We start from the raw sequence: 22,167 nt of genomic DNA, 5'->3' as shown, positions 1-22,167 counted from the left end.
CGCCCGGACTATCGCCGACTGCCAAGGCGGCATGCGCGCTGAGCAGCCCGCACGACGCCAGCACGCCCATGAGGGCTCGCTTGATTGTTTTCATAGCTTCCTTACCCAAAATTTCCATTCAAACCCTAGCCCCCGCTTGACGTTCGGCTCGAGCCGTCTCAACCGCACCGTGCCAGCGCAACGCGCAACTCGCTCGCGAACGACGCGCGCCGGTATTGCGCGAGGTGCACGCCAACCACGACCGTTTGCCCGCGCGACACCACCTTGACCGGATCGCGCGGCGACGTACCGCGCTCGATCCGCACCCAACGCGGATTGAATTCGTACTGCGTCAACTTCTGCCCGCTCATCTGCTCGATCACGAGCCGGTTCGGGAACAGCCGGATCCGCTCGTAATCGACCGCATGACGCGCATAAATCACAAACGCCACGCCAACCGCCAGCAGCTCGATGCCCGTGAACGGCAAGACCGGCCACGCACCGCGCACAACCAACAAACACGCGATCGCCACTGAAAACAAAGCCAAAGACGCATAGAACCCAACGAACTGCCGCGGCGAGACTGCGCAATTGCGTTTCATCAGCCAATCGCGAAGCACCGGCTCAGCATTCGTCAGCAGGGTTGTCGCTTCCATCGCCGCCTCCCCGCGCATGCCTCGCACACCGCCGGGCACACCGCGCTATTCGGGGCCTGCCGCGCCGAATGTGGGGAACTCAGGGCGACAAACTGACGCATTATAGGCGCGTTCAATGGCATCCACAAGCAAACGGCTATCGGCCTGTAACCCAAGCGCGACAAGCCTTTGCGCGGTTTCGGCCCGTTTCTTTACGCGCCGTCCCGCCCCGTGATTTCGACCATAACGGATCGCGACTTTACGATCCGCGACAAAGCGTCGCAGCCTGCTATTTCTCGCGGGGACGCCGGCTTTATCCCGGCCGGCGGCGCCCGATGTCTTCCACGCGTACGATCGCATGCCCATCGGCCGTCGTGCGCGGCACCGCTTTCCACGCGTGGCCGTAGATCACCTCGAACGTCAGCGCGATCGTGCCGTCGGCACGGCGCCGCGCCTCCAACGCTTCCAGCAGCGCCGCGTGCAAACGGCGTGCGCGGGCAGCGCCGGGCTCGCCGCCTGCATGATCGCGCCGATGCGGATAGGCGCCCCAGCGGCGTACGTCGGCGAGCAAAGAGCCGGGCGACCGGTAGGTGATCGTCAGCGTCTCCTGGTCCATCACAGGGATCTCGAAGCCGCTTTCGACGAGCATGTCGCCCAGATCGTGCATATCGACGAAATCGATCACGTGCGCCCTGCCCGGCACACCGTGCGCGGCCTCGACCTCTGCATACGCGCCGCGGAGCTCGCGCAGCGTATCGGGGCCGAGCGTGCTGAACATCAGCAAGCCGTTCGGAACCAGCGCGCGCTGCCATTCCGGCAGCACGAGATCGGGCCGCGAATGCCAATGCAACGCGAGATTGGACCAGATGAAATCGAATGCGCCGGACGCGAACGGCAACGCGGCGAAATCGGCTTGCGCAAGGCGCGGGCCGCGCACACCAAGCGAACGCTGGAGCGCGGCCGGCAGCAAGCGGCGCCAGCCGGCATCGCCGGCGGCATGCGGCAGTGCTCGCGCCAGCATGGCCTGGGACAGGTCGACACCGACGAGGGGAGTTTCGGGAAAGCGATCTCGCAGCAGTGGGAGATCGTCGCCCTGTCCGCAGCCCGCATCGAGCATGCTGGTGGGGCGCACTTTGATGTAATCGAGCCGCTCGCGCATCCGTCCAGCGATCTCGCGTGGCAGGAACGCCACCTCGCCGAATGTGGCCGCGCGGCGATCAAAAATGCGCCGCACAAGTCGGGAATCGTAGGCCGGACGGCCGGACTTTGCGGATGTGAGGGACATGACGGTCGTACGAGCGAAGAGCCCGAAGTATACTCGCTCGCTTCGATCCGTCCAGCGAGGAAGGCCGCCGATGGCAAATGCAGCGAGCACATCGATCGCGCGCGGCGGCGAACGGACGATGAGCACCGACGCGCCTGCGAGCGCACCGTTCGCGGGGCTTGCACGGTTCGTCAGGCAGCTGGCCGCGGCGGCCCTGCCCCGAACGTGTCTGCTCTGCGGCTTATCATGCGGCACAATGCCGCACGCGCCGATCTGCTCCGCCTGCGACGCCGCGTATTGGAACGAAGCGCGCTTGCGCTGCACGGTCTGCGCGTTGCCCTTGCCGGGCCTGCGCGCGCGGCGGCCCGGCCCTGCCGCGTTCCGTTGCGCCAGGTGTACGCGGGTGCCTCCGCCGTTCGATGCGACACTCGCGCTGGCCGACTACCGTGCGCCGCTCGAACGGCTCGCGCTCGGGTTGAAGTTTCGCGCGCGGCTGGCGGTAGCGCGTGAGTTCGGCGAACGCCTCGCGCGTCTCGCCGACGATCACCCGGCCTGCATGCCGCCGCCCGACCTGCTCGCGCCGATGCCGCTCGCGCACCCGCGGCTCGTCGCACGCGGTTTCAATCAGGCTTGGGAGATGGCGCGCCCGCTCGCGCGCATACTGGGCGTGGCGGCCGCGCCGATACTGCTGCGCCGCGTTGCCGATACCGCGCCGCAATCGCGGCTCGATCGCAGTGCGCGCCGGCGCAATGTCGCCTCGGCTTTTCGAGTGACGATGCCCGTGCAGGGGCTGCATATCGGGCTGGTCGACGATGTCATGACGTCGGGGGCGACGCTCGAAGCCGCGGCACGCGCATTGAAGGCGGCGGGCGCAGGGCGCGTAACGAATTTCGTCGCGCTGCGCACGCCACAAGATTGATCCGTTACAGCGAAACCATGTTCAACGTCGTCCTCGTCGAACCCGAAATCCCGCCGAACACCGGCAATGTCATCCGCCTGTGCGCCAACACGGGCGCCCGGCTGCATCTCGTCGAACCGCTCGGCTTCCCGCTCGACGATGCGAAGATGCGGCGCGCGGGCCTCGATTATCACGAATATGCACACATGCGCGTCCACAAGAACTGGGATGCGCTCATTGCGGACGAGGCGCCGGACTTTTCACGCATGTTCGCGTTCACGACGCGTGGCTCGAGCCGGTTCCACGACGCGAGCTTCCGATCGGACGATTGGTTCGTCTTCGGCGCCGAGACGCGCGGCCTGCCGGCGTCCCTGCTCGAACGCTTTCCGGCCGGGCAGCGCGTGCGGCTGCCGATGCGTCCCGGCAACCGCAGCATGAATCTGTCGAACACCGTTGCGATCGTCGTATTCGAGGCGTGGCGTCAAATGGGATTCGAAGGCGGCGCCTGACGGCGCTCAAGCTCGGTTTGATACAACCGCAACATGGGCTCGCCGAAGCATGCGAACACGATCCGGGACACGCCAGGCACCGCATACAGCGCATCGACAACCGTCTCGACGGCAATGCGCACGGCTTGTTCGGGCGGGAAGCGGTAGATACCGCAACTGATGGCGGGGAAAGCAATGCTCGCGCAGCCGGCTTCGTGTGCCAGCTGGAGCGAGCGGCGATAGCAGGACGCAAGCAACTCGTGTTCGCCGTGCGTGCCGCCACGCCATACGGGGCCCACGGCATGCGCGACATACTTGGCCGGCAAGCGATACCCGCGCGTGAGCTTGGCATCGCCCGTCGCACAGCCACCCAGCGTTTCGCATTCGCGCAGCAGGCCGGGGCCCGCGACACGATGGATCGCGCCGTCGACACCCCCGCCGCCTAGCAGCGACGTATTCGCCGCATTGACGATGACGTCGACGGCGAGCGTCGTGATATCGGCGTCGCATGCCTCCAACCGGCATGCGCCGAGCATGAGCACGGACATCCTCCCTCCTCTTCGCTCGGCGCTGCAGAGCCCGCTACGCTTTCGGCCCTTTCACACCGACCGATTCGGCGCGCGCGTCGCGGCGCAGCAGCGCGTGAACGGCATCGCGCGGCGCCACGCCGTCGAACAAGACCGCGCACACCGCTTCGGTAATCGGCACCTCGACGCCGCGCGCCCGCGCGATCGCCAGCACCGCCTTCGCGCAACGCACGCCCTCGGCCACGTGGCCAAGCGCCAGGAGGATATCGTCGAGGGTGCGCCCCTCGGCAAGCTGCAACCCGACGGTGCGATTGCGCGACAAGTCGCCCGTGGCGGTGAGAATCAGATCGCCGAGGCCGGTCAGGCCCGTGAACGTTTCGGGACGCCCGCCCAGCGCCACGCCAAGCCGCGACATTTCGGCAAGCCCGCGCGTGATCAGCGCTGCGCGCGCATTCATGCCGAGCGCGAGCCCGTCCGCAATACCGGTGGCGATCGCCAGCACGTTCTTGACGGCGCCACCCACCTCCACGCCGGCAACGTCATCTCCAGTATAGATACGCATCGCACCGTGGTGGAACGCGGCCACCGTCCGATCGCGACACGCGGCCGACAGGCTCGCGACTGTCAGCGCGGCGGGCAGCCCGAGCGCGACTTCGCGCGCGAAGCTCGGCCCCGACAGCACGCCGATGCTCGGATGTCCGGCAAGCTCGGCCGCCACGACCTGGTGCGGCAGCTGCTGCGTATCGGCTTCGAACCCCTTGCAGACCCAGACGAGGTGCGCCGGCACGCGATGCGCTTCGTCGCGCATCGTCCGACACAGCGCGCGCAGCCCCGCGACGGGCGTCGCGATGACGACGAGCGAGGCATCGTCCGCCGCATGTGCGAGCGCCGCCGCCAAATTCGCCTCGTAACGCAGCGCAGCCGGCAGCGCCACGCCCCCGAGGTACTGCGCATTCTCCCGCTTGGCGGCCAGCTCGGCCACCAGCGCGCTGTCGCGCGCCCACAGCACGGTATCGTGCTTCAGTGCGAGATGCGCCGCGAGCGCGGTGCCCCACGCCCCGGCCCCCAGTACTGCGACCTTCATGGCCGGCACCGCTTGCGTTTCGCTCAATGCTGCGTGGCGTTCGCCGCCGCGCCGCCATCCTGCTGCGCGTTCAATTGCGCAAGGCGCTGCTCATAGAGTGCCTGGAAATTGATTTCGGCCAGGTGAATCGGCGGGAAGCCGGCACGCGTGATGGCATCCGCGATGTTCGAGCGCAGGTAGGGGAAGATGATCGTCGGGCAGGCGATGCCGACGAGCGGATCGATCTGGTCGGCCGGAATGTTGCGGATATCGAAGATACCGGCTTGCTTGGCCTCGATCAGAAAGGCGACCTTATCGTTGACCTTGGCCGTCACCGTGCCCGTCACGAGGATTTCGAAGATGCTTTCGGCGAGGCGTTCAGCCTTGACGTCGACTTCCACTTCCACGGCCGGCATGTCCTGCTCGAGGAAGATCGCCGGCGAATTCGGCTGCTCGAGCGACAGATCCTTCAGGTAGACGCGTTGGATGTTGAAGAACGGCTGGTTGTTCTGGTCCGACATGATGACTCCGATGAGTAAGGGGTGCGGCGGCCGCGGATAACCGGCCGCCTCTGTACGTGTGGCGCGTGAGCGTATACCGAAAACGCGTGCTCGCGAAACTGGCGAAATCGAGATGGAACAGCGAACGGCAGCGGTCAACGGCAATCAGCAGCAACAAGCAGCGAATGCGCGCCCCCGCAGCGCGGCCGCGCGGGGCTTACGGCTGGCCGAGCAGCGGCATCAAGCCACCGGCGCGATCGAGCGCCGACAGATCGTCATACCCGCCCACGTGCGTATCGCCGATAAACACCTGAGGCACGGTGCGGCGCCCCGTGCGCGTCATCATTTCCTCGCGCCGGGCCGGATCCTTGTCGATCAGGATTTTCTCGACGTGCTGGACGCCGCGCGATTTCAACAGGCGTTCGGCCATCTGGCAATACGGGCACACCTGCGTGCTGTACATGACGACGGAATTCACTCTCGCACTCCTTTACTTGACGACCGGCATGCCGGCCTGCTGCCAGGCACTCACGCCGCCTTGCAGCACGTGGACTTCGGTATAGCCCGCCGCACGGACGGCTGCAGAGGCCTTGTTCGACTGCAGCCCCGTCTGGCAGACGAGCAATACCGGCGTAGCCTTATTCTTCGCGATTTGGCCGATCTTTGCTTGGAGCTCGTCGAACGCGACGTGGCGTGCCGCGGGCAAGTGGCCGGCGGTGTACTCGGCCGCCGCGCGCAGATCGACGACCACCGCGTTGCGGCGGTTGATCAGCTGCGTGGCTTCGGCCGCCGAAAGGCCACCGCGGCCGCGGCCGGCGATCATCGGCCACAGCAGGAACGCGCCCGAAATCACGAGCGCGGCGAGCAACACGAGGTTGGTGTAATCGGTAAAGAACGTCACGGGAATCCGTCGAAAAGTGAATAAAACGAAACGGGCAGACCCAACATTATAAAATAACCGTTTGACGCGATGGCGCTCCCCCGTTCGGGCGGGCGGCGGCGCGTCGAGCGCTTCCTCACTACCGACCGACAACCTCATGTACAAGCTCGTTCTCATCCGCCACGGCGAATCGACGTGGAACAAAGAAAACCGCTTCACCGGCTGGGTCGATGTCGACCTCACCGAGCAAGGCAACCGCGAAGCGGCCCAGGCGGGGCTGCTGCTCAAGGAAGCCGGCTATACGTTCGACATCGCCTACACGTCGGTGCTCAAGCGCGCGATCCGCACGCTCTGGCACGTGCAGGATCAAATGGATCTCATGTACCTGCCCGTCGTCCATTCGTGGCGGCTGAACGAGCGCCACTACGGCGCGCTCGCCGGGCTGAACAAGGGCGAAACGGCGGCGAAGTACGGCGACGAGCAGGTGCTCGTCTGGCGCCGCAGCTACGATACGCCGCCGCCCGCGCTCGAGCCGACCGATCCGCGCGCGTCCTACGACGATCCGCGCTACGCGAAGGTGCCGCGCGCCGAATTGCCGCTCACCGAGTGCCTGAAGGATACGGTGGCGCGCGTCCTGCCGATCTGGAACGAGTCGATCGCCCCCGCGCTCAAAGGCGGCAAGAAGGTGCTGATCGCCGCGCACGGCAATTCGCTGCGGGCCTTGATCAAGTATCTGGACGGGATTTCGGATAGCGACATCGTCGGGCTCAACATCCCGAACGGCGTGCCGCTCGTGTACGAACTGGATGAGGCGCTGAAGCCGATCCGCCACTACTACCTGGGCGACCAGGAGGCGATCGCCCAGGCGCAGGCCGCCGTCGCAAGCCAAGGCAAGGCCGGCTGACGCGAACGTCGGGCGCGCGGCGCGGGATGGGCCGCGCGATGCGCGGGGCGCAGCCGGACATCGGCCGCCCCGCCACGAGCGCGAACCGGCCGCCCGGGCGCCGGTCCAATACGGACGCTTATGCGTCGCGCCGGGCCGCGCTTCACCCACGAGCAGTTATACTTGACCGTCCTTCGCCCACGGCACTCACACCCCGTTTCCCGAACGCACCAGACTCTATGCGCACGAAACTCAAGAACATCGCCTTGATCGCTGCTGGCCTCGCCACCGGTGTCTTCGCGACGCTGCAATTTTCCGCCGCGGCGCAACAGCAACCCGCGACGGCGCCGCTGCCGCTCGATCAGCTGCGTCTCTTCGCCGAGGTGTTCGGGCAAATCAAGCACGATTACGTCGTGCCGGTGGACGACAAAAAGCTGCTGACCGAGGCGATCAAGGGCATGGTCTCGAGCCTGGATCCGCACTCGTCGTATCTGGACAAAACGGATTATCAGGAACTGCAAGAGCAGACCAAGGGCCGTTTTGCCGGCCTCGGTATCGAAATCTCGCAGGAAGACGGCCTGATCAAGGTCATTTCGCCGATCGAAGATACGCCCGCGTTCCGCGCCGGCCTGCGTCCGGGCGATCTCATCACGCGCATCAACGACAAGCCCGTCCGCGGCATGACGCTCGACCAGGCCGTCAAGCAGATGCGCGGCGATCCGGGCACCAAGGTCACGCTCACGATTTTCCGCAAGACCGACAGCCGGACGTTCCCCGTGACGGTCACGCGCGCGATCATCCGCGTGCAAAGCGTGAAGTCGAAAGTGATCGCGCCCGGCTACGCTTACGTTCGCATCACAAGCTTCCAGGAGCGCACCGTTCCCGATCTGGCCACGAAGCTCGAGGACATCGCGCGCGAGCAGCCGAATCTGAAGGGCCTGGTCGTCGATCTGCGCAACAACGGCGGCGGCCTGCTGCAAAGCGCCGTCGGCGTGGCGGGTGCGTTCTTGCCGTCCGGCTCGGTCGTCGTGTCGACGAACGGCCAAATCGCCGATTCGAAGCAGATCTATCGCGACACGTACGATAACTATCGCCTGCCCTCGTTCGATTCCGATCCGCTGAAGAATGTGCCGGCAATCTATAAAACCGTGCCGATGGTCGTCCTGACGAACGCCTACTCGGCGTCCGCCTCCGAGATCGTGGCCGGTGCGCTGCAAGATCAGCATCGCGCGCTGATCATGGGCAAGACGACGTTCGGCAAGGGCTCCGTGCAGACGGTGCGTCCGTTGACAGCCGATACGGCGCTGCGCCTGACCACCGCCTACTACTACACGCCGAGCGGCCGTTCGATCCAGAACAAGGGCATCCGCCCCGATCTGCCCGTCGATCAATATGCCAACGGCGATCCGGACGACGCGCTCGTGACGCGCGAAGTCGATTACTCGAACCACCTCGCCAATACGCAGGATCCGAACGAGAAGAAGGAAGAAGACCAGCGCGAGAAGGATCGAATGCTGCAGTTGCAGCAGCTCGAAGAGCAGAACGACAAGATGACGCCGGAACAGCGCGCGAAAGAGCGCGATCGCAAGCCGGTCGATTTCGGCTCGGCTGACGATTTCATGCTGCAGCAAGCGGTGGATAAGCTCGAAGGCAAGCAGGTACAGCTGTCGAAGTCGATCGCCGAGCGCAAGCTCGCCGAAAACAAGCCGCCGCGCTCGGCCTCGGCACCGGTGGCGGTCAAGCCGGCGTCGCCGGCCGTGCCGGCGTCCGCTCCCAGCAAGTAACACCGCCGCATCCGGCCTACACCTTCGCCTCGTGCTGGCCGCGTCTGTGCGGCAAGGCGCGCAGGCGAAGGGGCCGCCTCCCCGGCGCCATCGCAGCCCCTTCCCCTGGCGCGCCGCCATGAACGACGATCAACTTCTTCGCTACTCCCGCCACATCCTCGTCGACGAGATCGGCATCGAGGCGCAGCAGCGCTTTCTCGATGCGCACGCAATCGTCATCGGCGCGGGCGGCCTCGGCTCGCCGGCTGCCATGTATCTCGCCGCGGCCGGGGTGGGGACACTGACGCTCGTCGATGCCGATTCGGTCGATCTCACGAACCTGCAGCGGCAGATCCTGCATGCGACGGCGTCGATCGGGCGTAAGAAGGTGGAGTCGGGGCGCGAGGCCATTGCGCGGCTGAACCCCGACGTGCGTGTGGAGGCGGTCGACGAGCGCGTCGACGATACCTGGCTCGACACGCACGTACCGGCTGCCACGGTGGTGCTCGACTGCACGGACAATTTCGCGACACGCCACGCGATCAACCGCGCGTGCGTCAAGCATCGGGTGCCGCTCGTCTCGGGCGCGGCGCTGCGCTTCGACGGACAGATCAGCACCTTCGATTTCCGCGACGAACACTCGCCCTGCTACGCCTGCGTGTTCCCCGAAGATCAACCGTTCGAGGAAGTCGCCTGCTCGCAGATGGGGGTGTTTGCGCCGACGGTCGGCATCATCGGCACGATTCAGGCGGCCGAGGCGCTGCGCGTGATCGGCGGCATCGGCCAGACCCTCACGGGCCGGCTGATGATGCTCGATTCGCTGCGCATGGAATGGACGACGATGAAAATCGCCCGCCAAGCCGAGTGTCCCGTTTGCGGCAGCGGCGGCGACGGCCGCGGCAACTCACGCCTGCGCGAGACGCCGTAGCGCAGCCTGCACTTCTTCGGGCTCGAACGCCGCCAGGACGTCGGCAACGGGCTTTTCCAGCGCGGGCAGATTCGCGCGCAGGATTTCTTGCTTGACGACGAGCACCTGGCTCGGGTGCATCGAGAACTCGGTGAGTCCCATCCCGAGCAGCAGCCGCGTCAGCTGCGGATCGCCCGCCATTTCCCCGCAGACGGATACCGGTACGCCCGCACGCTTCGCTTCACGCAGCGTGAACGCGATCAGATGCAGCACGGCCGGATGCAGCGGATCGTACAGATGCGCGACGGCATTGTCCGCACGATCGATCGCGAGCGTGTACTGAATCAGATCGTTGGTGCCGATCGACAGAAAATCCACGCGCTTCAAAAACAACGGCAAGGCGATCGCCGCGGCGGGGATTTCGATCATCGCGCCGATCCGCACGCCCGGATCGTACGACAGGCCGGCGTCGTCGAGCTGACGTTTGGCCTCACGAATCAAATCGAGCGTTTGATCGATCTCCTGCGCATGCGCGAGCATCGGGACGAGAATACGCACCTGCCCGAACGCCGATGCACGCAAGATCGCGCGCAATTGCGTGAGGAACATCTGGGGCTCGGACAGGCTCCAGCGAATCGCGCGCAAACCCAACGCCGGGTTCGGCGCACTTTCGTAGCCGTCGGCGCCAATCGAATCGAGCGGCTTGTCGGCGCCGACATCGATCGTACGAATCGTCACAGGCAGCCCGCCCATCAATTCGACGGCGCGCTTATAGGCTTCGAACTGCTCCTCCTCTTCCGGCAGCCGGTCCTTGTGGTTCATGAACAGGAACTCGGTGCGAAACAGGCCCACGCCGACCGCACCGGCCTCGACGGCCGTGCGCGAATCCTCGGGCAATTCGATATTGGCGAGCAGAGAAATCTTCGTGCCGCACAGTGTCTGCGTGGGCGAGAACTTCAGGCGCTGCAGCTTCTTCTGTTCGAGCAGCTTCTCGCTTTGGCGATATGAATACTCCTCGAGCACGATGGGGGCGGGATCGACGATGACGATGCCGTTATCGCCGTCGACGATGATCAGATCGTCCTGGCGGATCAACGCACTGGCATGCTGCACCCCGACGGCTGCCGGGATACCGAGACTGCGCGCGACGATCGCCGTATGCGAAGTGCGGCCGCCCAGGTCCGTCACGAAGCCTTGGAACGTTTGCGTTTTGAACTGCAGCATGTCGGCCGGCGAGATATCGTGCGCGACGACGATCATTTCATCGCTCGAATCCGGATCGACGCCATCGACGAGGGCGGCCGCCGACGGCGCCCCCGCCAGCGCCTTCAAGATACGCTCGACCACTTGCTGCACGTCGGCCTTGCGTTCGCGCAGGTATTCGTCCTCGATGTCGTCGAAGTGCCGCGAGAGCCGCTCGAGTTGTTCCGTCAGCGCCCATTCGACGTTGTAGCGGCGCGTGCGTTTGAGATCCATCGACTCTTGAACGAGCATGGCATCGTTCAGGATCATCGTATGCACATTGATGAACGCGCCGACTTCGCTCGGCGCATCGGCCGAGAGGTCTTCGCTCAGCCGTTCGAGCTCGCTTTGCACCATCTTCAACGCGGCGCGAAAGCGTTCGATTTCGCCTTCGATCTGGGGCGGATCGACGAGGTAGTGATCGACGTCGAGCGCTGCAGGCGCAATGAGATAGGCGCGCCCGATCGCGATGCCGCGTGACACCGGAATACCATGCAGCGAAAACGACACGCGCACCTCCTCGATAGTTGTGTAATGCCGCGCAGTAATGCCGCTGCAATAGCGATTGGACCTCAAGCAGCGATTATAAATTCGAGAAGCCTCGCTGACTGCGTGCGGCGCAGCAATACGGCTGACCAATGCGCATTGCATCACAAGAAAAAAAACGCCGCGGCGGGGGCCACGGCATTTTTTCGGATCAAGCAGTTCGAGCTTTCGCTCTTGCGCTTTTCGTTATTGCCCCTCGCCGAATTTATCGGCAATGAGTTTCAACAATGCGTCCATCGCATCGGTTTCGTCGGGACCTTCGGTCTCGATCGTCACCGTGCTGCCGATACCGGCCGCCAGCATCATCACGCCCATGATGCTCTTCGCATTGATGCGGCGTCCATTGCGCGTCATCCAGATTTCCGATTGATAGTTGCCGGCGAGCTGCGTCAGCTTGGCCGACGCACGTGCATGCAAACCCAACTTGTTCACGATCGTTGTTTCTTTTTGAAGCATGTGCTCGTCCTGTCCTGGGTAGCGGAAAGAGAAAGATCAGTGCGCGGGGCCGTCGCGATCCGCCGCGCTCGCGCTTGGGCTCACGGCCTCGCCCGCTGCCGTCGCAGTCGTATCGATAGTCGTGCTCGTATTGGCATTCGACGCCGTGCCGACGATCGGCACGCCCGGCGCCGCGCAGGGCGGTTCATCCTCGGCGCTGGCCGCTTGCCCCGGCGAAACGAGCGGACCGATCGCGTGCACGCCTTTCGACGCACCCGCAAGCGCTTTATCGACCAGCGTGTCGAGATCGCACGCCCGATAGCAGACGCCCCGCACAAGCATCGGCAAATTCACGCCTGCGAGCACGCGTACGGCCGGCATGGAGGCGAGCCGGCTCGCGATATTGGCCGGCGTGGCGCCGAACATATCGGTGAGCACGAGCATGCCGTTCTCTTCGCGCAAGCGCTCGATCTCGCTATGGGCGAACGCGACGACTTGCGTGGGATCGCAGTCGGGCAGGACGTCGATGACGCCGATGCGCTCGGGCAACCCGCCGTAGATATGCGCGACGCATTCCTTTAACGCCGAAGCGAGCGGGGCGTGCGCGATGATCAGTATGCCTGCCATGTCAGTCTTGCCACGAAAAGCGCCGCAAAGGGCCAGATCCTAACGATTATGCGGCCGACGCCACACAGCCAGGCCGTGTGCGCACACGCCGCGGCGGACGCATGCGAGCCGCGGCAAGGGCGCCGCACGCCTGACGAACGAACCGCTTGGGGAGACGGGCATTGTAGCAGGCGCATCTTTCGCCGAACGCAAGCCGTGCGTGCGCACGCCTTCCAAGCCCTCCAAGCTTAGGCCACGGCGCGCTCGAGTGCGTCGACGAACATCGCGGCGACGTCGAAGCCCGTTTGGTCCATGATCTCGCGAAAGCACGTGGGACTCGTGACGTTGACTTCGGTCAGCCAATCGCCGATCGCGTCCAAACCGACGAGCAGCAACCCGCGCGCGGCCAGCACGGGCGCGAGCGTATCGGCGATCTCGCGGTCGCGCGCGGTGAGCGGCTGTGCGACGCCCAGCCCGCCCGCCGCCAGGTTGCCGCGCACTTCCCCGCCCTGCGGAATGCGCGCGAGCGAAAAGGGTACGGCTTGGCCGCCGATCAGCAGGATCCGTTTATCGCCTGCCGCGATTTCGGGGATGAATTTCTGTGCCATCACCGAGCGCGCGCCATCGTGACTGAGCATTTCGATGATCGAACCGAGATTCATGCCTTCGCGCGTGACGCGAAACACCCCCATGCCGCCCATGCCGTCGAGCGGCTTGAGGATGACATCGCCGTGCGCCGCATGGAACGCGCGCAGCCTTGCCGGGTCCCGCGTGACCAGGGTGGGCGCGACGAATTGCGAAAACTCCCCGATCGCGAGCTTTTCCGAGTGGTCGCGAATCGACTGCGGCTTGTTGAATATGCGTGCGCCCGCGCGCTCGGCCAGTTCGAGCAGCCACGTCGACGTCACGTATTCCATGTCGAACGGCGGATCCTTGCGCATCACGATGGCGCCGAAGGACGTCAGCTGGCGATGCTCGTGCGGGCCGCTCTCGTGCCATGGATAACGATGCAGATCCGCGGTATCGCCGACGATATCGACGCGGCGCACCGTCGCTTCGACATTCGCCGCAGTCCAGGCCAGATGCTTGGGTTCGCACGCATAGACGATATGGCCCCGACGCGCGGCCTCCGCCATCATCGCGTAAGTCGAGTCCTTATAGATCTTGAAGTGCGCAAGCGGATCGGCGATGAAAAGAATGTCCATGAAACCCCTATTTCCGTTGCCCGAATGCGGGCTCTCGTTCGTTGGATGCGTCGCACTTCCCGCCGCCCGCACGCAAACGCACGCAGGCGGCGCCGCTCAGACCTGGATGGCTTCCGGGTCCGTCTTCTCGAGTTCGACCGACGCGGCTAGCAGCCCGAGCCGTGCGACGACACCGTACATATAGAAGCGATTCGGCGGTGCCGCCCCCGGTTTGGCGTGCGCGTCGGGCAACGCCGTATGTTCGAAACCGAGCGGCACGAAATGCATACCGGGCGCGTTCAGGTTCTGATCACGCTCCCGGCTGCCGTGCACGCGGTAGAAGCCGCCCACGACATACCGGTCGATCATGTAGACGACCGGCTCGGCCACCTCCTCGCCGATGCGCTCGAAGGTATAGACGCCTTCCTGCACGATCACGTCGCGCACATGCAGCCCTTCCTTCGAGGCCGACATGCGCGAGCGCTCGCCCTTGGTCAGATTCGCCGCCTCCGACGCGTCGTGGACGGTCATCACGCCACGCCCGTCGGTGCCGGCATCGGATTTGATGACGACGTACGGCTTCTCGCTGATACCGTATTCCCGGTACTTGCGGGCGATCTTCTTGATGACGGCGTCGATCGCGTCGGCCAGTGCCTGCTCACCGGTGCGCGCCTCGAAATCGACGTCCTCGACGCGGGCGAAGTACGGATTCACCATCCACGGGTCGATCTCGACGAGCTTGGCGAATTTCTTGGCCACGTCGTGGTAGCAAGAGAAGTGCGTCGACTTGCGGCGCACGGCCCAGCCCGCGTGCAGCGGCGGCAGGACGTACTGCTCGTGCAGATTCTCGAGCACATGCGGCAGGCCCGCCGACAAATCATTGTTCAGGAGAATCGAGCAGGGATCGAAATTCTTCAAGCCGAGCCGGCGCGGCGTACGCTCGAGCGGTTCGAGGACAATCTTTTGCCCATCCGCCAGCGCAATGGTGACGGGGCCGACGATGTTTTCGTCGAGCGTGCCGAACCTCACGTTCAAACCGGCTTGGCGCATGATCATCGCGAGCCGGGCGACGTTCTCGAGGTAGAACGCATTGCGCGTATGCCGCTCGGGGATCACGAGCAGGTTCTTGGCGTCCGGGCAGATTTTCTCGATGGATGCCATCGCCGCCTGCACGGCGAGCGGCAGCACCTCTTCCGGAAGATTGTTGAAGCCGCCTGGGAACAGGTTCGTATCGACGGGCGCGAGCTTGAAGCCCGCGTTGCGCAGGTCGACCGAACAGTAGAAAGGCGGCGTGTGCTCCTGCCATTCGAGCCGGAACCAGCGCTCGATCGCCGGCGTGGCGTCGAGGATCTTCCGCTCCAGTTCGAGCAGAGGACCGTTTAACGCCGTTACTAAGTGCGGAACCATTGATTACTCGATGAACAGGGAGGACAGGGGAGAAAAAGATTGTAGAGCAATTGTTTGGCCGATTTGGGGGCGGTCCGGCAGAACGCAAGGGTATTTGGCCGTTCGGGATCTTTATTGACCCGATAGCGAGCAGGGTCATAGGGACGGCGGGAGACGTTGCGTGACGCCTTGGCGCCTCGATCCCGCTATGCCCCGTTGGCACGGGAATCGGAGACGCCGTAACGGTCGGCAGGGCGGGCGGGCACTCGCCTACGTCGAAAAGGCTGTTCGACGGAAGCGCGCCCCGCCACCCCAGCGGCTGTGACCACTACCGCCAATATGCCGGCACCTGAACTCGGAAAATGCGCCGACGCGTACCGCCCGGTAGCGGCGGGCGGTAAACAAAAAAGCCCGCCGTAAGGCGGGCAAAAGTCGCTGTGCTTCAATCCGATCCGACCAATCCACTGAAGATTCGGATCGTTGGGTCCGAAGCCGGCTCCCCAATCGGCCGGCCTCATCGCCCAATGGTGATCGATTACTCTACGTGTTCGCCGTGCAGGACCACGTCGAGCCCTTCGCGCTCCTCCTCTTCGGCCACGCGCAGGCCGATCGTGAGATCGATAAGCTTGAGCAGGACGTAGCTCAGGACGCCGCTGAAGACGAGCGTCGTCAGCACACCCTTCGCTTGCAGGATCAGGCTGCCGTCGGCGCCGCCGATGTCCTTCACTGCGAAGATGCCCGTCAGCAGCGCGCCGATGATCCCGCCCACGCCGTGGACGCCGAAGCAATCGAGCGAATCGTCGTAGCCGAGCTTCATCTTGAGCCAGGTGGCCGACCAGAAGCAGACGCCGCCGGCAATGAAGCCGATCGCAAGCGCGCCGCCCACACCAACGTAGCCCGATGCAGGCGTAATCGCCACGAGGCCAGCCACAGCACCCGATGCGATGCCGAGTGCGGACGGCTTACCCTTCGTGATCCATTCGACGAACATCCAGCCGAGCGCCGCGCAGGCGGTGGCCACTTGGGTCGTCAACATCGCGAAGCCCGCACGGCCGTCGGCTGCGACAGCCGAGCCCGCATTGAAGCCGAACCAGCCCACCCACAGCATCGCGGCGCCCATCAGCGTCAGCACGAGGTTGTGCGGAGCCATCGCTTCGCGGCCATAGCCGACACGCTTGCCGAGCACCAGTGCGCAGACGAGGCCCGCGATACCGGCGTTGATATGCACGACCGTGCCGCCTGCGAAGTCCAGGATGCCGGCGGAGGACAGCCAGCCCGTCGGTTCCCACACCATGTGGGCGATCGGCGAGTAGACAATGATCGACCAGAGCGACATGAACACGAGCATCGCCGAGAATTTCATGCGATCGGCGAAGGCACCCGTGATCAGCGCCGGCGTGATGATCGCGAACGTCATTTGATAGACGAAGTAGACGGATTCCGGGATCGTCGTGGCCAGGTGGCTCACGGTCAGCGTCGTCGCCTTGTCGCCCTTGATGTAGTTCATCCCGGCGAGCATCACGCGCGAGAAACCGCCGATGAACGCATTGCCCGGCGTGAAGGCGAGGCTATAGCCGATCACCGTCCAGATCACCGTGACGGCGCAGGTGATGGCGAAGCTTTGCATCACCGTCGCGAGCACGTTCTTCTTGCGCACCATGCCGCCGTAGAACAAGGCCAGGCCCGGAATCGTCATGAACAGCACGAGCGCGGTGGACGTCAGCATCCAGGCCGTATCGCCCGAATTGATCTTGGACGAATCGACCGAGATCGGAGCGGTGGGCGTGGCGGGCGCTGCCGCGGCGGCAGTCGCCGATGCATCGGGGGCAGCGGCTGCCGAAGCCGCGCTGGCCGGGGCTGCGGCCGCAGGCGTGGATGCGGCGGCCGGGGCCGACGCCGCATCGTCGGCGAACGCGGTGCCCACGCTGCCCGCGAGCAGCGTGGCGACCATCGCCAAGGACATGAAAAGTTTGCGCATCTTAGGTTTCCTCTATGTCGCTAAATATTCGAATCTTGGTTGTCGAATTACAGGGCGTCGGCGCCCGTTTCCCCGGTGCGGATACGAATCACCTGCTCGATCGGCGTGACGAAGATCTTGCCGTCGCCGATCTTGCCCGTGCGGGCTGCGCGCTCGATCGCTTCGATCGCTTGTTCGACGATGTCATCGGATACGGCCGCCTCGATCTTGACCTTCGGCAGAAAGTCGACAACGTATTCGGCGCCTCGGTAGAGCTCGGTGTGCCCCTTCTGGCGGCCAAAACCCTTCACTTCCGTGACAGTGATGCCCGATACGCCGATCGCCGACAACGCCTCGCGCGCTTCATCGAGCTTGAACGGCTTGATGATTGCGGTAATGAGCTTCATGAAAGTCCTCTGTTCGTTGCGAAAACTGTGTCGCCGCGCGCCTTCGCCGGTACTTCGACCGGCGTCGGGTGCGAGCCCCCGATTCGTGCGGCCAGAAAAAGCAACTGTCGTGCCATGTGGCATCCTGCGATGGTCGGCAGGGGTACTGCATACTCGATGGATGGCTTGGCCGGACGGCCAACGACGGGCCGCCGCGCTGGCGTGCCCCTTCGATCGTTGCTAGAGTGTTCGAACGCCCAGGATTCGGGTACGCACCAACGCCGCTCGTCAGTGCACGAAGCGTGTGCCGTCGGGTGCACCAACTTCGATCACGCGTGCGTCGTCAACGCAAGTCGGGAGAAATGCTGCACATTTTTTGTGCAACGAAGGGGAACCATCATGAAACAACCGAACGATTTATTTCAGGATTTTCAGAATCGCATGAGCGATCTGCTTAAGCACTCGCCGGCGAAGGATGTCGAACGCAACGTCAAGGCCATGCTCTCGCAAGGCTTCTCGAAGCTCGATCTCGTCACCCGCGAGGAATTCGATACGCAAACGCAGGTCTTGCTGCGTACGCGCACGCGCCTCGAAGAGCTCGAGCATCGTGTCGCGGAGCTCGAACAGCGTTTGGCCGCGTCGCAAGAGTCGTAACCCCCGCTGCTGCGCCGCGTCGGCGCACACGTCCATCGCCAAGCGAGCGCCCGGCTCGCGACGGCACTTGAGCTTGAGGCCGGCGTTTCAATACGCCGGCCGGCTCAGCATGACGGCGCCGCTCGGATGCCGTCCGATCCGGAGAGAACAGCCATGTCGCTTGCCGTGGTGCGCTCGCGCGCGCCGGCCGCCGGCCGCGCGCCTGAAGTGACCGTCGAAGTCCATCTCGCCAACGGGTTGCCGTCGTTTTCGATCGTCGGCTTGCCTGATCTCGAAGTGCGCGAAAGCCGCGAGCGCGTGCGCGCCGCGTTGCAGAACTGCGGCTTCGATTTTCCTGTACGCCGCATCACCGTCAATTTGGCGCCAGCCGATTTACCGAAGGAATCCGGCCGCTTCGATTTGCCGATTGCACTCGGCATCCTCGCGGCCAGCGGGCAGATTCCCGACGTCGCGCTAGGGGAACGTGAGTTCGCCGGGGAGCTTTCACTGACGGGCGCGCTGCGGCCGATGCGTGGAGCGTTCGCCATGGCATGTGGAACGGCCCGCAGCCAACGCCGTGCCTGCGCTCCGGCAATGGACGGGTCGCGGTTCGAGGCACAGCGCAAACCGGCGAAGCACTCGTCGGGCGAGCGGGAAGATGTGCATGCCACGCCAGAGCCGGCACACCCGCCTCCGCCCGAGCTGTACTTACCTGCGGCGAGCGCCGGGGAAGCGGCGCTCGTCCCTGGCGTGGCCGTCTTCGGCGCATCGGATCTCCCCTCGCTGTGCGCGCACCTATCGGGGGAGCGGGACGCCCGCCTTTCGCCGATCGCGCCGCCAGCCCTGGACGCACTGGGGCCGAAGCAGCAACCGCCGGACATGGCCGACGTGATCGGCCAGCAAGGCGCGCGGCGCGCACTCGAGGTGGCGGCGGCCGGCGGCCATCATGTCTTGATGGTCGGGCCGCCGGGTGCCGGAAAATCGATGCTCGCCGCACGGCTGCCGGGCTTGCTGCCGCCCATGACGGACGACGAAGCCCTGAGCTCCGCCGCCCTGCTCTCCGCCAGTGCGCACGGTTTTTCACCGGCGCATTGGCGGCAAAGGCCGTTTCGGGCACCCCATCATTCGTCGAGCGCGGCTGCACTGGTAGGCGGCCGCAATCCGCCGCAGCCCGGTGAAATCACGCTGGCCCATCTAGGCGTACTGTTTCTCGACGAGTTACCCGAATTCGATCGCCATGTGCTGGAGATGCTGCGCGAGCCGCTGGAGGTCGGTCGCATCACAATTTCGCGCGCCGCGTTGCAGGCCGACTTTCCTGCCGCCTGCCAACTCGTGGCCGCGATGAATCCTTGCCCGTGCGGCTGGCGCGGCGATCCGGGCGGGCGTTGCCGTTGCACGCCCGACGCCGCAACGCGCTATCTGCGCAAGCTGTCCGGCCCGCTAGTCGATCGCATCGATATTCAGATCGAATTACCGGCACTGACACCGGCCGAGTTGAGCGCTCGCGCGGCGGAAAGCGGCGAGGCGAGCACCGCCGTCGCCGCGCGCGTCGCGCTGGCACGCAAGCGACAGCTCGATCGACAAGGGAAATCCAATCGCGAATTGACGGGCCGCGAAGTGGACGACGTTTGCCGCCTCGACAGCGCCGGCGAATCGCTGCTTCGCGAGGCGAGCGAACGATTCGGGTGGTCGGCGCGCGCGTATTACCGTGTGCTGAGGGTGGCGCGGTCGATCGCCGATTTGGCCGGCGATGTCATGCCCCATGCGGGGCAGCTTGCCGAGGCGATTCAATATCGGCGCGTACTGCCGATCGGATGAGGGCTTGGCGGGGCTAGTGACGTTACGGTCTCCGCGTTCACGCTTTCAAGACAGGCACGGTGCGCTGAAACGGGTGACGTTCTCTATCCGTTCTGTCCCTTATCGCCTCAGCCGCCGTCGTCTCAAATACGGGTCGCATCAAGCAAGCGCCGGCGAAGAAGACAATCTTCGCGGGCCTCAGCGACGAAATATTCGCTGTCAAGACTTGACTTATGCACATATTCCCGTTTTGTACTATCTGACAGATGTTTGAAGGCAATGCTTCAGGGCCCATCCGCAGGCCTTTGATTTAAATGATTTTTCCAGCATTGCGGTGTTCATAGGCACCAGGGGTACAGGCCCACTCCGTGGGCTTTTCGGACCGACAGCGACGATTTCCCCACAGACTTATCCACAGCATCTGTGGATAGCTCAAAAACCTACAAGAAATCCGGGCATTAGCGACTTTTGTTGCGGCGAAACCTTCACTCGTATGCGCGCGTCTCAAGCGTCCGTCCAGCGGCAACCGTGCAGGCCGATGCGCAGCCGGTGGTCAGTTGAGTGCTAGTGCCCTGTCCCGTAAGGGCACTACTTCAGCTTGAGCGACCCAAAAAACTGCTCGGACTGCTCCTGGGGCGGCGCTTGCGCGGCGATGATCGCCGCCTGATAGACGTGCCTTCCGCGCACGGCAATCCACGCGTGAATGGTGCGCTGCTCGCGCGCTTCACCAGCCGAACCCGTCGCGACAATATCGAAGCCCAGAACCGCAGCCCCCGTCGATACCGGCACTTGCACGGCGTGCTCGACGGGCGACGCGCTCACATTGCGGGCGAGCGCGTGACGCAATTCGTCCGCTACCGCCTGCCCCAGCTGCGCGTCGTCGCGCGGCAGGTCCACCACGGCAATCGCAAATACGGCGTGTTGCGTCTCGGCGGCGCGCACGTGCATCGGCATGGTCTGGCCGGCAATCGCAACCAGCCGTTCGTCCTCGGTCGGCTTGGCGGGCAAGTCGACGCTGTACCCCTCGGCCGCATCGGTCACCGCCCGCCAGTTGTAGGCCGGCGAGCAAGCACTGGCGAACGTGACGGCCAGCAACGCTTGCAGCGTGACCGACGAAAGACGCCGCACCCGCATCAATCGAGCGGCAGCGAAAGCTTGCGAAGCGTCCAACACAGCCAAGGGGCGCAGCCGGAACATACGCAGCCGGCAAAACCAACGGGGGCAACAAAAGCGCATAGATCACGAGGAGCTCGAAACGACGGCTCTGACCAAAATCGACATTATCCGACATGCATGCGCCGCCGCCGGCCGCGCTTTTCCGAATGCGAGTAAAATGACGACGCCAAATCGCGCCGCTCCGGCCCCCCGCCGTCGAGCCGCCCGCACGCAGCGGGACGCGATTGTCCGCATGAGGTCGTATCCATGAGCCAAAGCCCAGCTTCTTCCGCCCGCCGCGCCAGCCCGCTGCGCTACGTCGCCTTTGCCTGCGCGGCGCTCGCTCTCGCCGTCGCCGCCTATTTCACGTTCGGCCACAGCCAGCAGGTCCCATCGGCAACCTTCACGTTGCTGTCCGGTCAAAAGCTGTCGACGTCCGACTTGAAGGGGAAGGTCTACCTCGTCAATTTCTGGGCGACCGACTGCGAAACCTGCATCAAGGAAATGCCGCAGATGGTCGACACGTACAACCGCTACAAGGGCCAGGGTCTGGAGTTCGTCGCCGTCGCGATGCAATACGATGCGCCGATGTACGTCGTCAATTACACGCAATCGCGTAAGCTGCCGTTCAAAGTGGCGATGGACGACGGCACGGCCGCAAAGCAATTCGGCAACGTCCAGATGACGCCGACGACGTTCGTCGTCGACAAGAACGGCACGATCCTCAAGCGATATGTCGGCGAACCGCAATTCGCCGAACTCGATCAGCTCCTGCAGAAGGCACTCGGCTCGGCGTGAATGGGCGTAGCGGGCCGCCGTCACCCGCCCGCACTCGCCGTCACCTAAAGCCGTCACCTAAAGCCGGTACCTAAGGCCAGCACCTAAAGCCAGCACCTAAAGCCGGTACCTAAGGCCAGCACCTAAAGCCGTCACCGGAATCAGCCGGCGCCGGCCTAGCCCCCTTCCTTCCCGGCCTCGCCACGTTCAGCGAGGCCGTATCGTTTGATCTTCTCGTAAAGCGTGGCCTTGCCGATATGCAGTTCATCGGCTGCG

23 protein-coding genes are annotated in these 22,167 nt (G+C 64.6%); 8 read left to right on the top strand and 15 right to left on the bottom strand.

The window, feature by feature from the left end; genetic code table 11:
- Positions 1-158 precede the first annotated feature (158 nt).
- Both ACTHL0_RS21255 and ACTHL0_RS21250 read right to left on the bottom strand, forming a co-directional pair.
- A complete protein-coding gene (locus tag ACTHL0_RS21255; protein WP_440568877.1) occupies positions 159-635 on the bottom strand; it encodes a DUF2244 domain-containing protein in 477 nt (158 codons plus the stop codon).
- 292 nt (positions 636-927) lie between these two features.
- Positions 928-1,899: a methyltransferase domain-containing protein gene (locus tag ACTHL0_RS21250; RefSeq protein ID WP_440568876.1), complete on the bottom strand. Its 972-nt coding sequence runs from the start codon at positions 1,897-1,899 to the stop codon at positions 928-930.
- 118 nt (positions 1,900-2,017) lie between these two features.
- Here ACTHL0_RS21250 and ACTHL0_RS21245 point away from each other — a divergent pair, with 118 nt between their 5' ends.
- Both ACTHL0_RS21245 and trmL read left to right on the top strand, forming a co-directional pair.
- The gene (locus ACTHL0_RS21245) at positions 2,018-2,797 is read left to right on the top strand and encodes a ComF family protein (protein ID WP_440568878.1); all 780 of its coding nucleotides are present in this window, start codon (positions 2,018-2,020) and stop codon (positions 2,795-2,797) included.
- A 17-nt stretch (positions 2,798-2,814) separates the two neighbouring features.
- Positions 2,815-3,285, top strand: coding sequence for a tRNA (uridine(34)/cytosine(34)/5-carboxymethylaminomethyluridine(34)-2'-O)-methyltransferase TrmL (gene trmL / locus ACTHL0_RS21240; protein WP_440568875.1), 471 nt, complete (start codon positions 2,815-2,817; stop codon positions 3,283-3,285).
- On the opposite strand, the gene ACTHL0_RS21235 is transcribed toward trmL, so the two are convergent.
- The 5 genes from ACTHL0_RS21235 to ACTHL0_RS21215 all read right to left on the bottom strand — a co-directional run bounded on the left by ACTHL0_RS21235 (position 3,258) and on the right by ACTHL0_RS21215 (position 6,255).
- Positions 3,258-3,812 (bottom strand): O-acetyl-ADP-ribose deacetylase, encoded by a 555-nt coding sequence (locus ACTHL0_RS21235; RefSeq protein ID WP_440568874.1) that lies wholly within the window; start codon positions 3,810-3,812, stop codon positions 3,258-3,260. The genes trmL and ACTHL0_RS21235 overlap by 28 nt on opposite strands.
- Before the next feature lie 34 nt (positions 3,813-3,846).
- Entirely contained in the window at positions 3,847-4,875 is a 1,029-nt protein-coding gene (locus ACTHL0_RS21230) for an NAD(P)H-dependent glycerol-3-phosphate dehydrogenase (RefSeq protein WP_440568873.1), read from the bottom strand.
- Between the two features lie 23 nt (positions 4,876-4,898).
- The gene (secB, locus tag ACTHL0_RS21225; RefSeq protein WP_440568872.1) at positions 4,899-5,375 is read right to left on the bottom strand and encodes a protein-export chaperone SecB; all 477 of its coding nucleotides are present in this window, start codon (positions 5,373-5,375) and stop codon (positions 4,899-4,901) included.
- Positions 5,376-5,571: 196 nt separating this feature from the next.
- On the bottom strand, positions 5,572-5,832 hold the full coding sequence (gene grxC / locus ACTHL0_RS21220; RefSeq protein ID WP_440568871.1) for a glutaredoxin 3: 261 nt from the start codon (positions 5,830-5,832) through the stop codon (positions 5,572-5,574).
- Between the two features lie 12 nt (positions 5,833-5,844).
- On the bottom strand, positions 5,845-6,255 hold the full coding sequence (locus ACTHL0_RS21215) for a rhodanese-like domain-containing protein (protein ID WP_440568869.1): 411 nt from the start codon (positions 6,253-6,255) through the stop codon (positions 5,845-5,847).
- A 136-nt stretch (positions 6,256-6,391) separates the two neighbouring features.
- On the opposite strand from ACTHL0_RS21215, the gene gpmA reads away from it, so the two are divergent.
- The 3 genes from gpmA to ACTHL0_RS21200 all read left to right on the top strand — a co-directional run bounded on the left by gpmA (position 6,392) and on the right by ACTHL0_RS21200 (position 9,808).
- The gene (gene gpmA, locus ACTHL0_RS21210; RefSeq protein ID WP_440568868.1) at positions 6,392-7,138 is read left to right on the top strand and encodes a 2,3-diphosphoglycerate-dependent phosphoglycerate mutase; all 747 of its coding nucleotides are present in this window, start codon (positions 6,392-6,394) and stop codon (positions 7,136-7,138) included.
- A gap of 218 nt (positions 7,139-7,356) precedes the next feature.
- Complete coding sequence (locus ACTHL0_RS21205; protein ID WP_440568867.1) at positions 7,357-8,901, top strand: S41 family peptidase; 1,545 nt, start codon at positions 7,357-7,359, stop codon at positions 8,899-8,901.
- A gap of 118 nt (positions 8,902-9,019) precedes the next feature.
- Complete coding sequence (locus ACTHL0_RS21200; RefSeq protein WP_440568866.1) at positions 9,020-9,808, top strand: HesA/MoeB/ThiF family protein; 789 nt, start codon at positions 9,020-9,022, stop codon at positions 9,806-9,808.
- Here ACTHL0_RS21200 and ptsP read toward each other — a convergent pair.
- From ptsP to ACTHL0_RS21165, 7 genes are all read right to left on the bottom strand, one after another.
- Complete coding sequence (gene ptsP / locus ACTHL0_RS21195) at positions 9,785-11,539, bottom strand: phosphoenolpyruvate--protein phosphotransferase (RefSeq protein ID WP_440568865.1); 1,755 nt, start codon at positions 11,537-11,539, stop codon at positions 9,785-9,787. The genes ACTHL0_RS21200 and ptsP overlap by 24 nt on opposite strands.
- 222 nt (positions 11,540-11,761) lie before the next feature.
- Positions 11,762-12,031, bottom strand: coding sequence for an HPr family phosphocarrier protein (locus tag ACTHL0_RS21190; RefSeq protein ID WP_440536213.1), 270 nt, complete (start codon positions 12,029-12,031; stop codon positions 11,762-11,764).
- Between the two features lie 36 nt (positions 12,032-12,067).
- Positions 12,068-12,637 carry a PTS sugar transporter subunit IIA gene (locus tag ACTHL0_RS21185; protein ID WP_440568864.1) on the bottom strand — a complete coding sequence of 190 codons (570 nt, stop codon included), beginning with the start codon at positions 12,635-12,637 and terminating at the stop codon, positions 12,068-12,070.
- A 227-nt stretch (positions 12,638-12,864) separates the two neighbouring features.
- The gene (gene gshB / locus ACTHL0_RS21180) at positions 12,865-13,821 is read right to left on the bottom strand and encodes a glutathione synthase (RefSeq protein WP_440568862.1); all 957 of its coding nucleotides are present in this window, start codon (positions 13,819-13,821) and stop codon (positions 12,865-12,867) included.
- Between the two features lie 96 nt (positions 13,822-13,917).
- Positions 13,918-15,207 carry a glutamate--cysteine ligase gene (gene gshA, locus ACTHL0_RS21175; RefSeq protein ID WP_440568861.1) on the bottom strand — a complete coding sequence of 430 codons (1,290 nt, stop codon included), beginning with the start codon at positions 15,205-15,207 and terminating at the stop codon, positions 13,918-13,920.
- Positions 15,208-15,721: 514 nt separating this feature from the next.
- The gene (locus tag ACTHL0_RS21170) at positions 15,722-17,164 is read right to left on the bottom strand and encodes an ammonium transporter (protein WP_440568860.1); all 1,443 of its coding nucleotides are present in this window, start codon (positions 17,162-17,164) and stop codon (positions 15,722-15,724) included.
- Between the two features lie 47 nt (positions 17,165-17,211).
- Positions 17,212-17,550: a P-II family nitrogen regulator gene (locus tag ACTHL0_RS21165; RefSeq protein ID WP_027795982.1), complete on the bottom strand. Its 339-nt coding sequence runs from the start codon at positions 17,548-17,550 to the stop codon at positions 17,212-17,214.
- A 378-nt stretch (positions 17,551-17,928) separates the two neighbouring features.
- Between ACTHL0_RS21165 and ACTHL0_RS21160 the strand changes: the two genes are divergently transcribed.
- Both ACTHL0_RS21160 and ACTHL0_RS21155 read left to right on the top strand, forming a co-directional pair.
- The gene (locus ACTHL0_RS21160) at positions 17,929-18,183 is read left to right on the top strand and encodes an accessory factor UbiK family protein (RefSeq protein WP_440568859.1); all 255 of its coding nucleotides are present in this window, start codon (positions 17,929-17,931) and stop codon (positions 18,181-18,183) included.
- A gap of 153 nt (positions 18,184-18,336) precedes the next feature.
- Positions 18,337-19,980: a YifB family Mg chelatase-like AAA ATPase gene (locus tag ACTHL0_RS21155; protein ID WP_440568858.1), complete on the top strand. Its 1,644-nt coding sequence runs from the start codon at positions 18,337-18,339 to the stop codon at positions 19,978-19,980.
- Positions 19,981-20,547: 567 nt separating this feature from the next.
- Here the strand turns inward: ACTHL0_RS21155 and ACTHL0_RS21150 are convergent.
- Positions 20,548-21,087 carry a hypothetical protein gene (locus ACTHL0_RS21150; RefSeq protein WP_440568857.1) on the bottom strand — a complete coding sequence of 180 codons (540 nt, stop codon included), beginning with the start codon at positions 21,085-21,087 and terminating at the stop codon, positions 20,548-20,550.
- A 294-nt stretch (positions 21,088-21,381) separates the two neighbouring features.
- Here ACTHL0_RS21150 and ACTHL0_RS21145 point away from each other — a divergent pair, with 294 nt between their 5' ends.
- Complete coding sequence (locus ACTHL0_RS21145) at positions 21,382-21,912, top strand: TlpA disulfide reductase family protein (RefSeq protein ID WP_440568856.1); 531 nt, start codon at positions 21,382-21,384, stop codon at positions 21,910-21,912.
- Positions 21,913-22,167 lie beyond the last annotated feature (255 nt).

It is taken from the genome of Trinickia sp. (genome assembly GCF_051961175.1).
Lineage (GTDB): Bacteria > Pseudomonadota > Gammaproteobacteria > Burkholderiales > Burkholderiaceae > Trinickia.
This window is presented reverse-complemented; position numbering and strand designations above follow the sequence as displayed.

Coding starts and splice junctions, on each gene's coding strand:
- ACTHL0_RS21255 (WP_440568877.1), bottom strand. CDS start 635: ATGGAAGCGACAACCCTGCTGACGAATGCTGAGCCGGTGCTTCGCGAT.
- ACTHL0_RS21250 (WP_440568876.1), bottom strand. CDS start 1,899: ATGTCCCTCACATCCGCAAAGTCCGGCCGTCCGGCCTACGATTCCCGA.
- ACTHL0_RS21245 (WP_440568878.1), top strand. CDS start 2,018: ATGAGCACCGACGCGCCTGCGAGCGCACCGTTCGCGGGGCTTGCACGG.
- trmL (WP_440568875.1), top strand. CDS start 2,815: ATGTTCAACGTCGTCCTCGTCGAACCCGAAATCCCGCCGAACACCGGC.
- ACTHL0_RS21235 (WP_440568874.1), bottom strand. CDS start 3,812: ATGTCCGTGCTCATGCTCGGCGCATGCCGGTTGGAGGCATGCGACGCC.
- ACTHL0_RS21230 (WP_440568873.1), bottom strand. CDS start 4,875: ATGAAGGTCGCAGTACTGGGGGCCGGGGCGTGGGGCACCGCGCTCGCG.
- secB (WP_440568872.1), bottom strand. CDS start 5,375: ATGTCGGACCAGAACAACCAGCCGTTCTTCAACATCCAACGCGTCTAC.
- gpmA (WP_440568868.1), top strand. CDS start 6,392: ATGTACAAGCTCGTTCTCATCCGCCACGGCGAATCGACGTGGAACAAA.
- ACTHL0_RS21205 (WP_440568867.1), top strand. CDS start 7,357: ATGCGCACGAAACTCAAGAACATCGCCTTGATCGCTGCTGGCCTCGCC.
- ACTHL0_RS21200 (WP_440568866.1), top strand. CDS start 9,020: ATGAACGACGATCAACTTCTTCGCTACTCCCGCCACATCCTCGTCGAC.
- ACTHL0_RS21190 (WP_440536213.1), bottom strand. CDS start 12,031: ATGCTTCAAAAAGAAACAACGATCGTGAACAAGTTGGGTTTGCATGCA.
- ACTHL0_RS21185 (WP_440568864.1), bottom strand. CDS start 12,637: ATGGCAGGCATACTGATCATCGCGCACGCCCCGCTCGCTTCGGCGTTA.
- gshB (WP_440568862.1), bottom strand. CDS start 13,821: ATGGACATTCTTTTCATCGCCGATCCGCTTGCGCACTTCAAGATCTAT.
- gshA (WP_440568861.1), bottom strand. CDS start 15,207: ATGGTTCCGCACTTAGTAACGGCGTTAAACGGTCCTCTGCTCGAACTG.
- ACTHL0_RS21170 (WP_440568860.1), bottom strand. CDS start 17,164: ATGCGCAAACTTTTCATGTCCTTGGCGATGGTCGCCACGCTGCTCGCG.
- ACTHL0_RS21165 (WP_027795982.1), bottom strand. CDS start 17,550: ATGAAGCTCATTACCGCAATCATCAAGCCGTTCAAGCTCGATGAAGCG.
- ACTHL0_RS21160 (WP_440568859.1), top strand. CDS start 17,929: ATGAAACAACCGAACGATTTATTTCAGGATTTTCAGAATCGCATGAGC.
- ACTHL0_RS21155 (WP_440568858.1), top strand. CDS start 18,337: ATGTCGCTTGCCGTGGTGCGCTCGCGCGCGCCGGCCGCCGGCCGCGCG.
- ACTHL0_RS21145 (WP_440568856.1), top strand. CDS start 21,382: ATGAGCCAAAGCCCAGCTTCTTCCGCCCGCCGCGCCAGCCCGCTGCGC.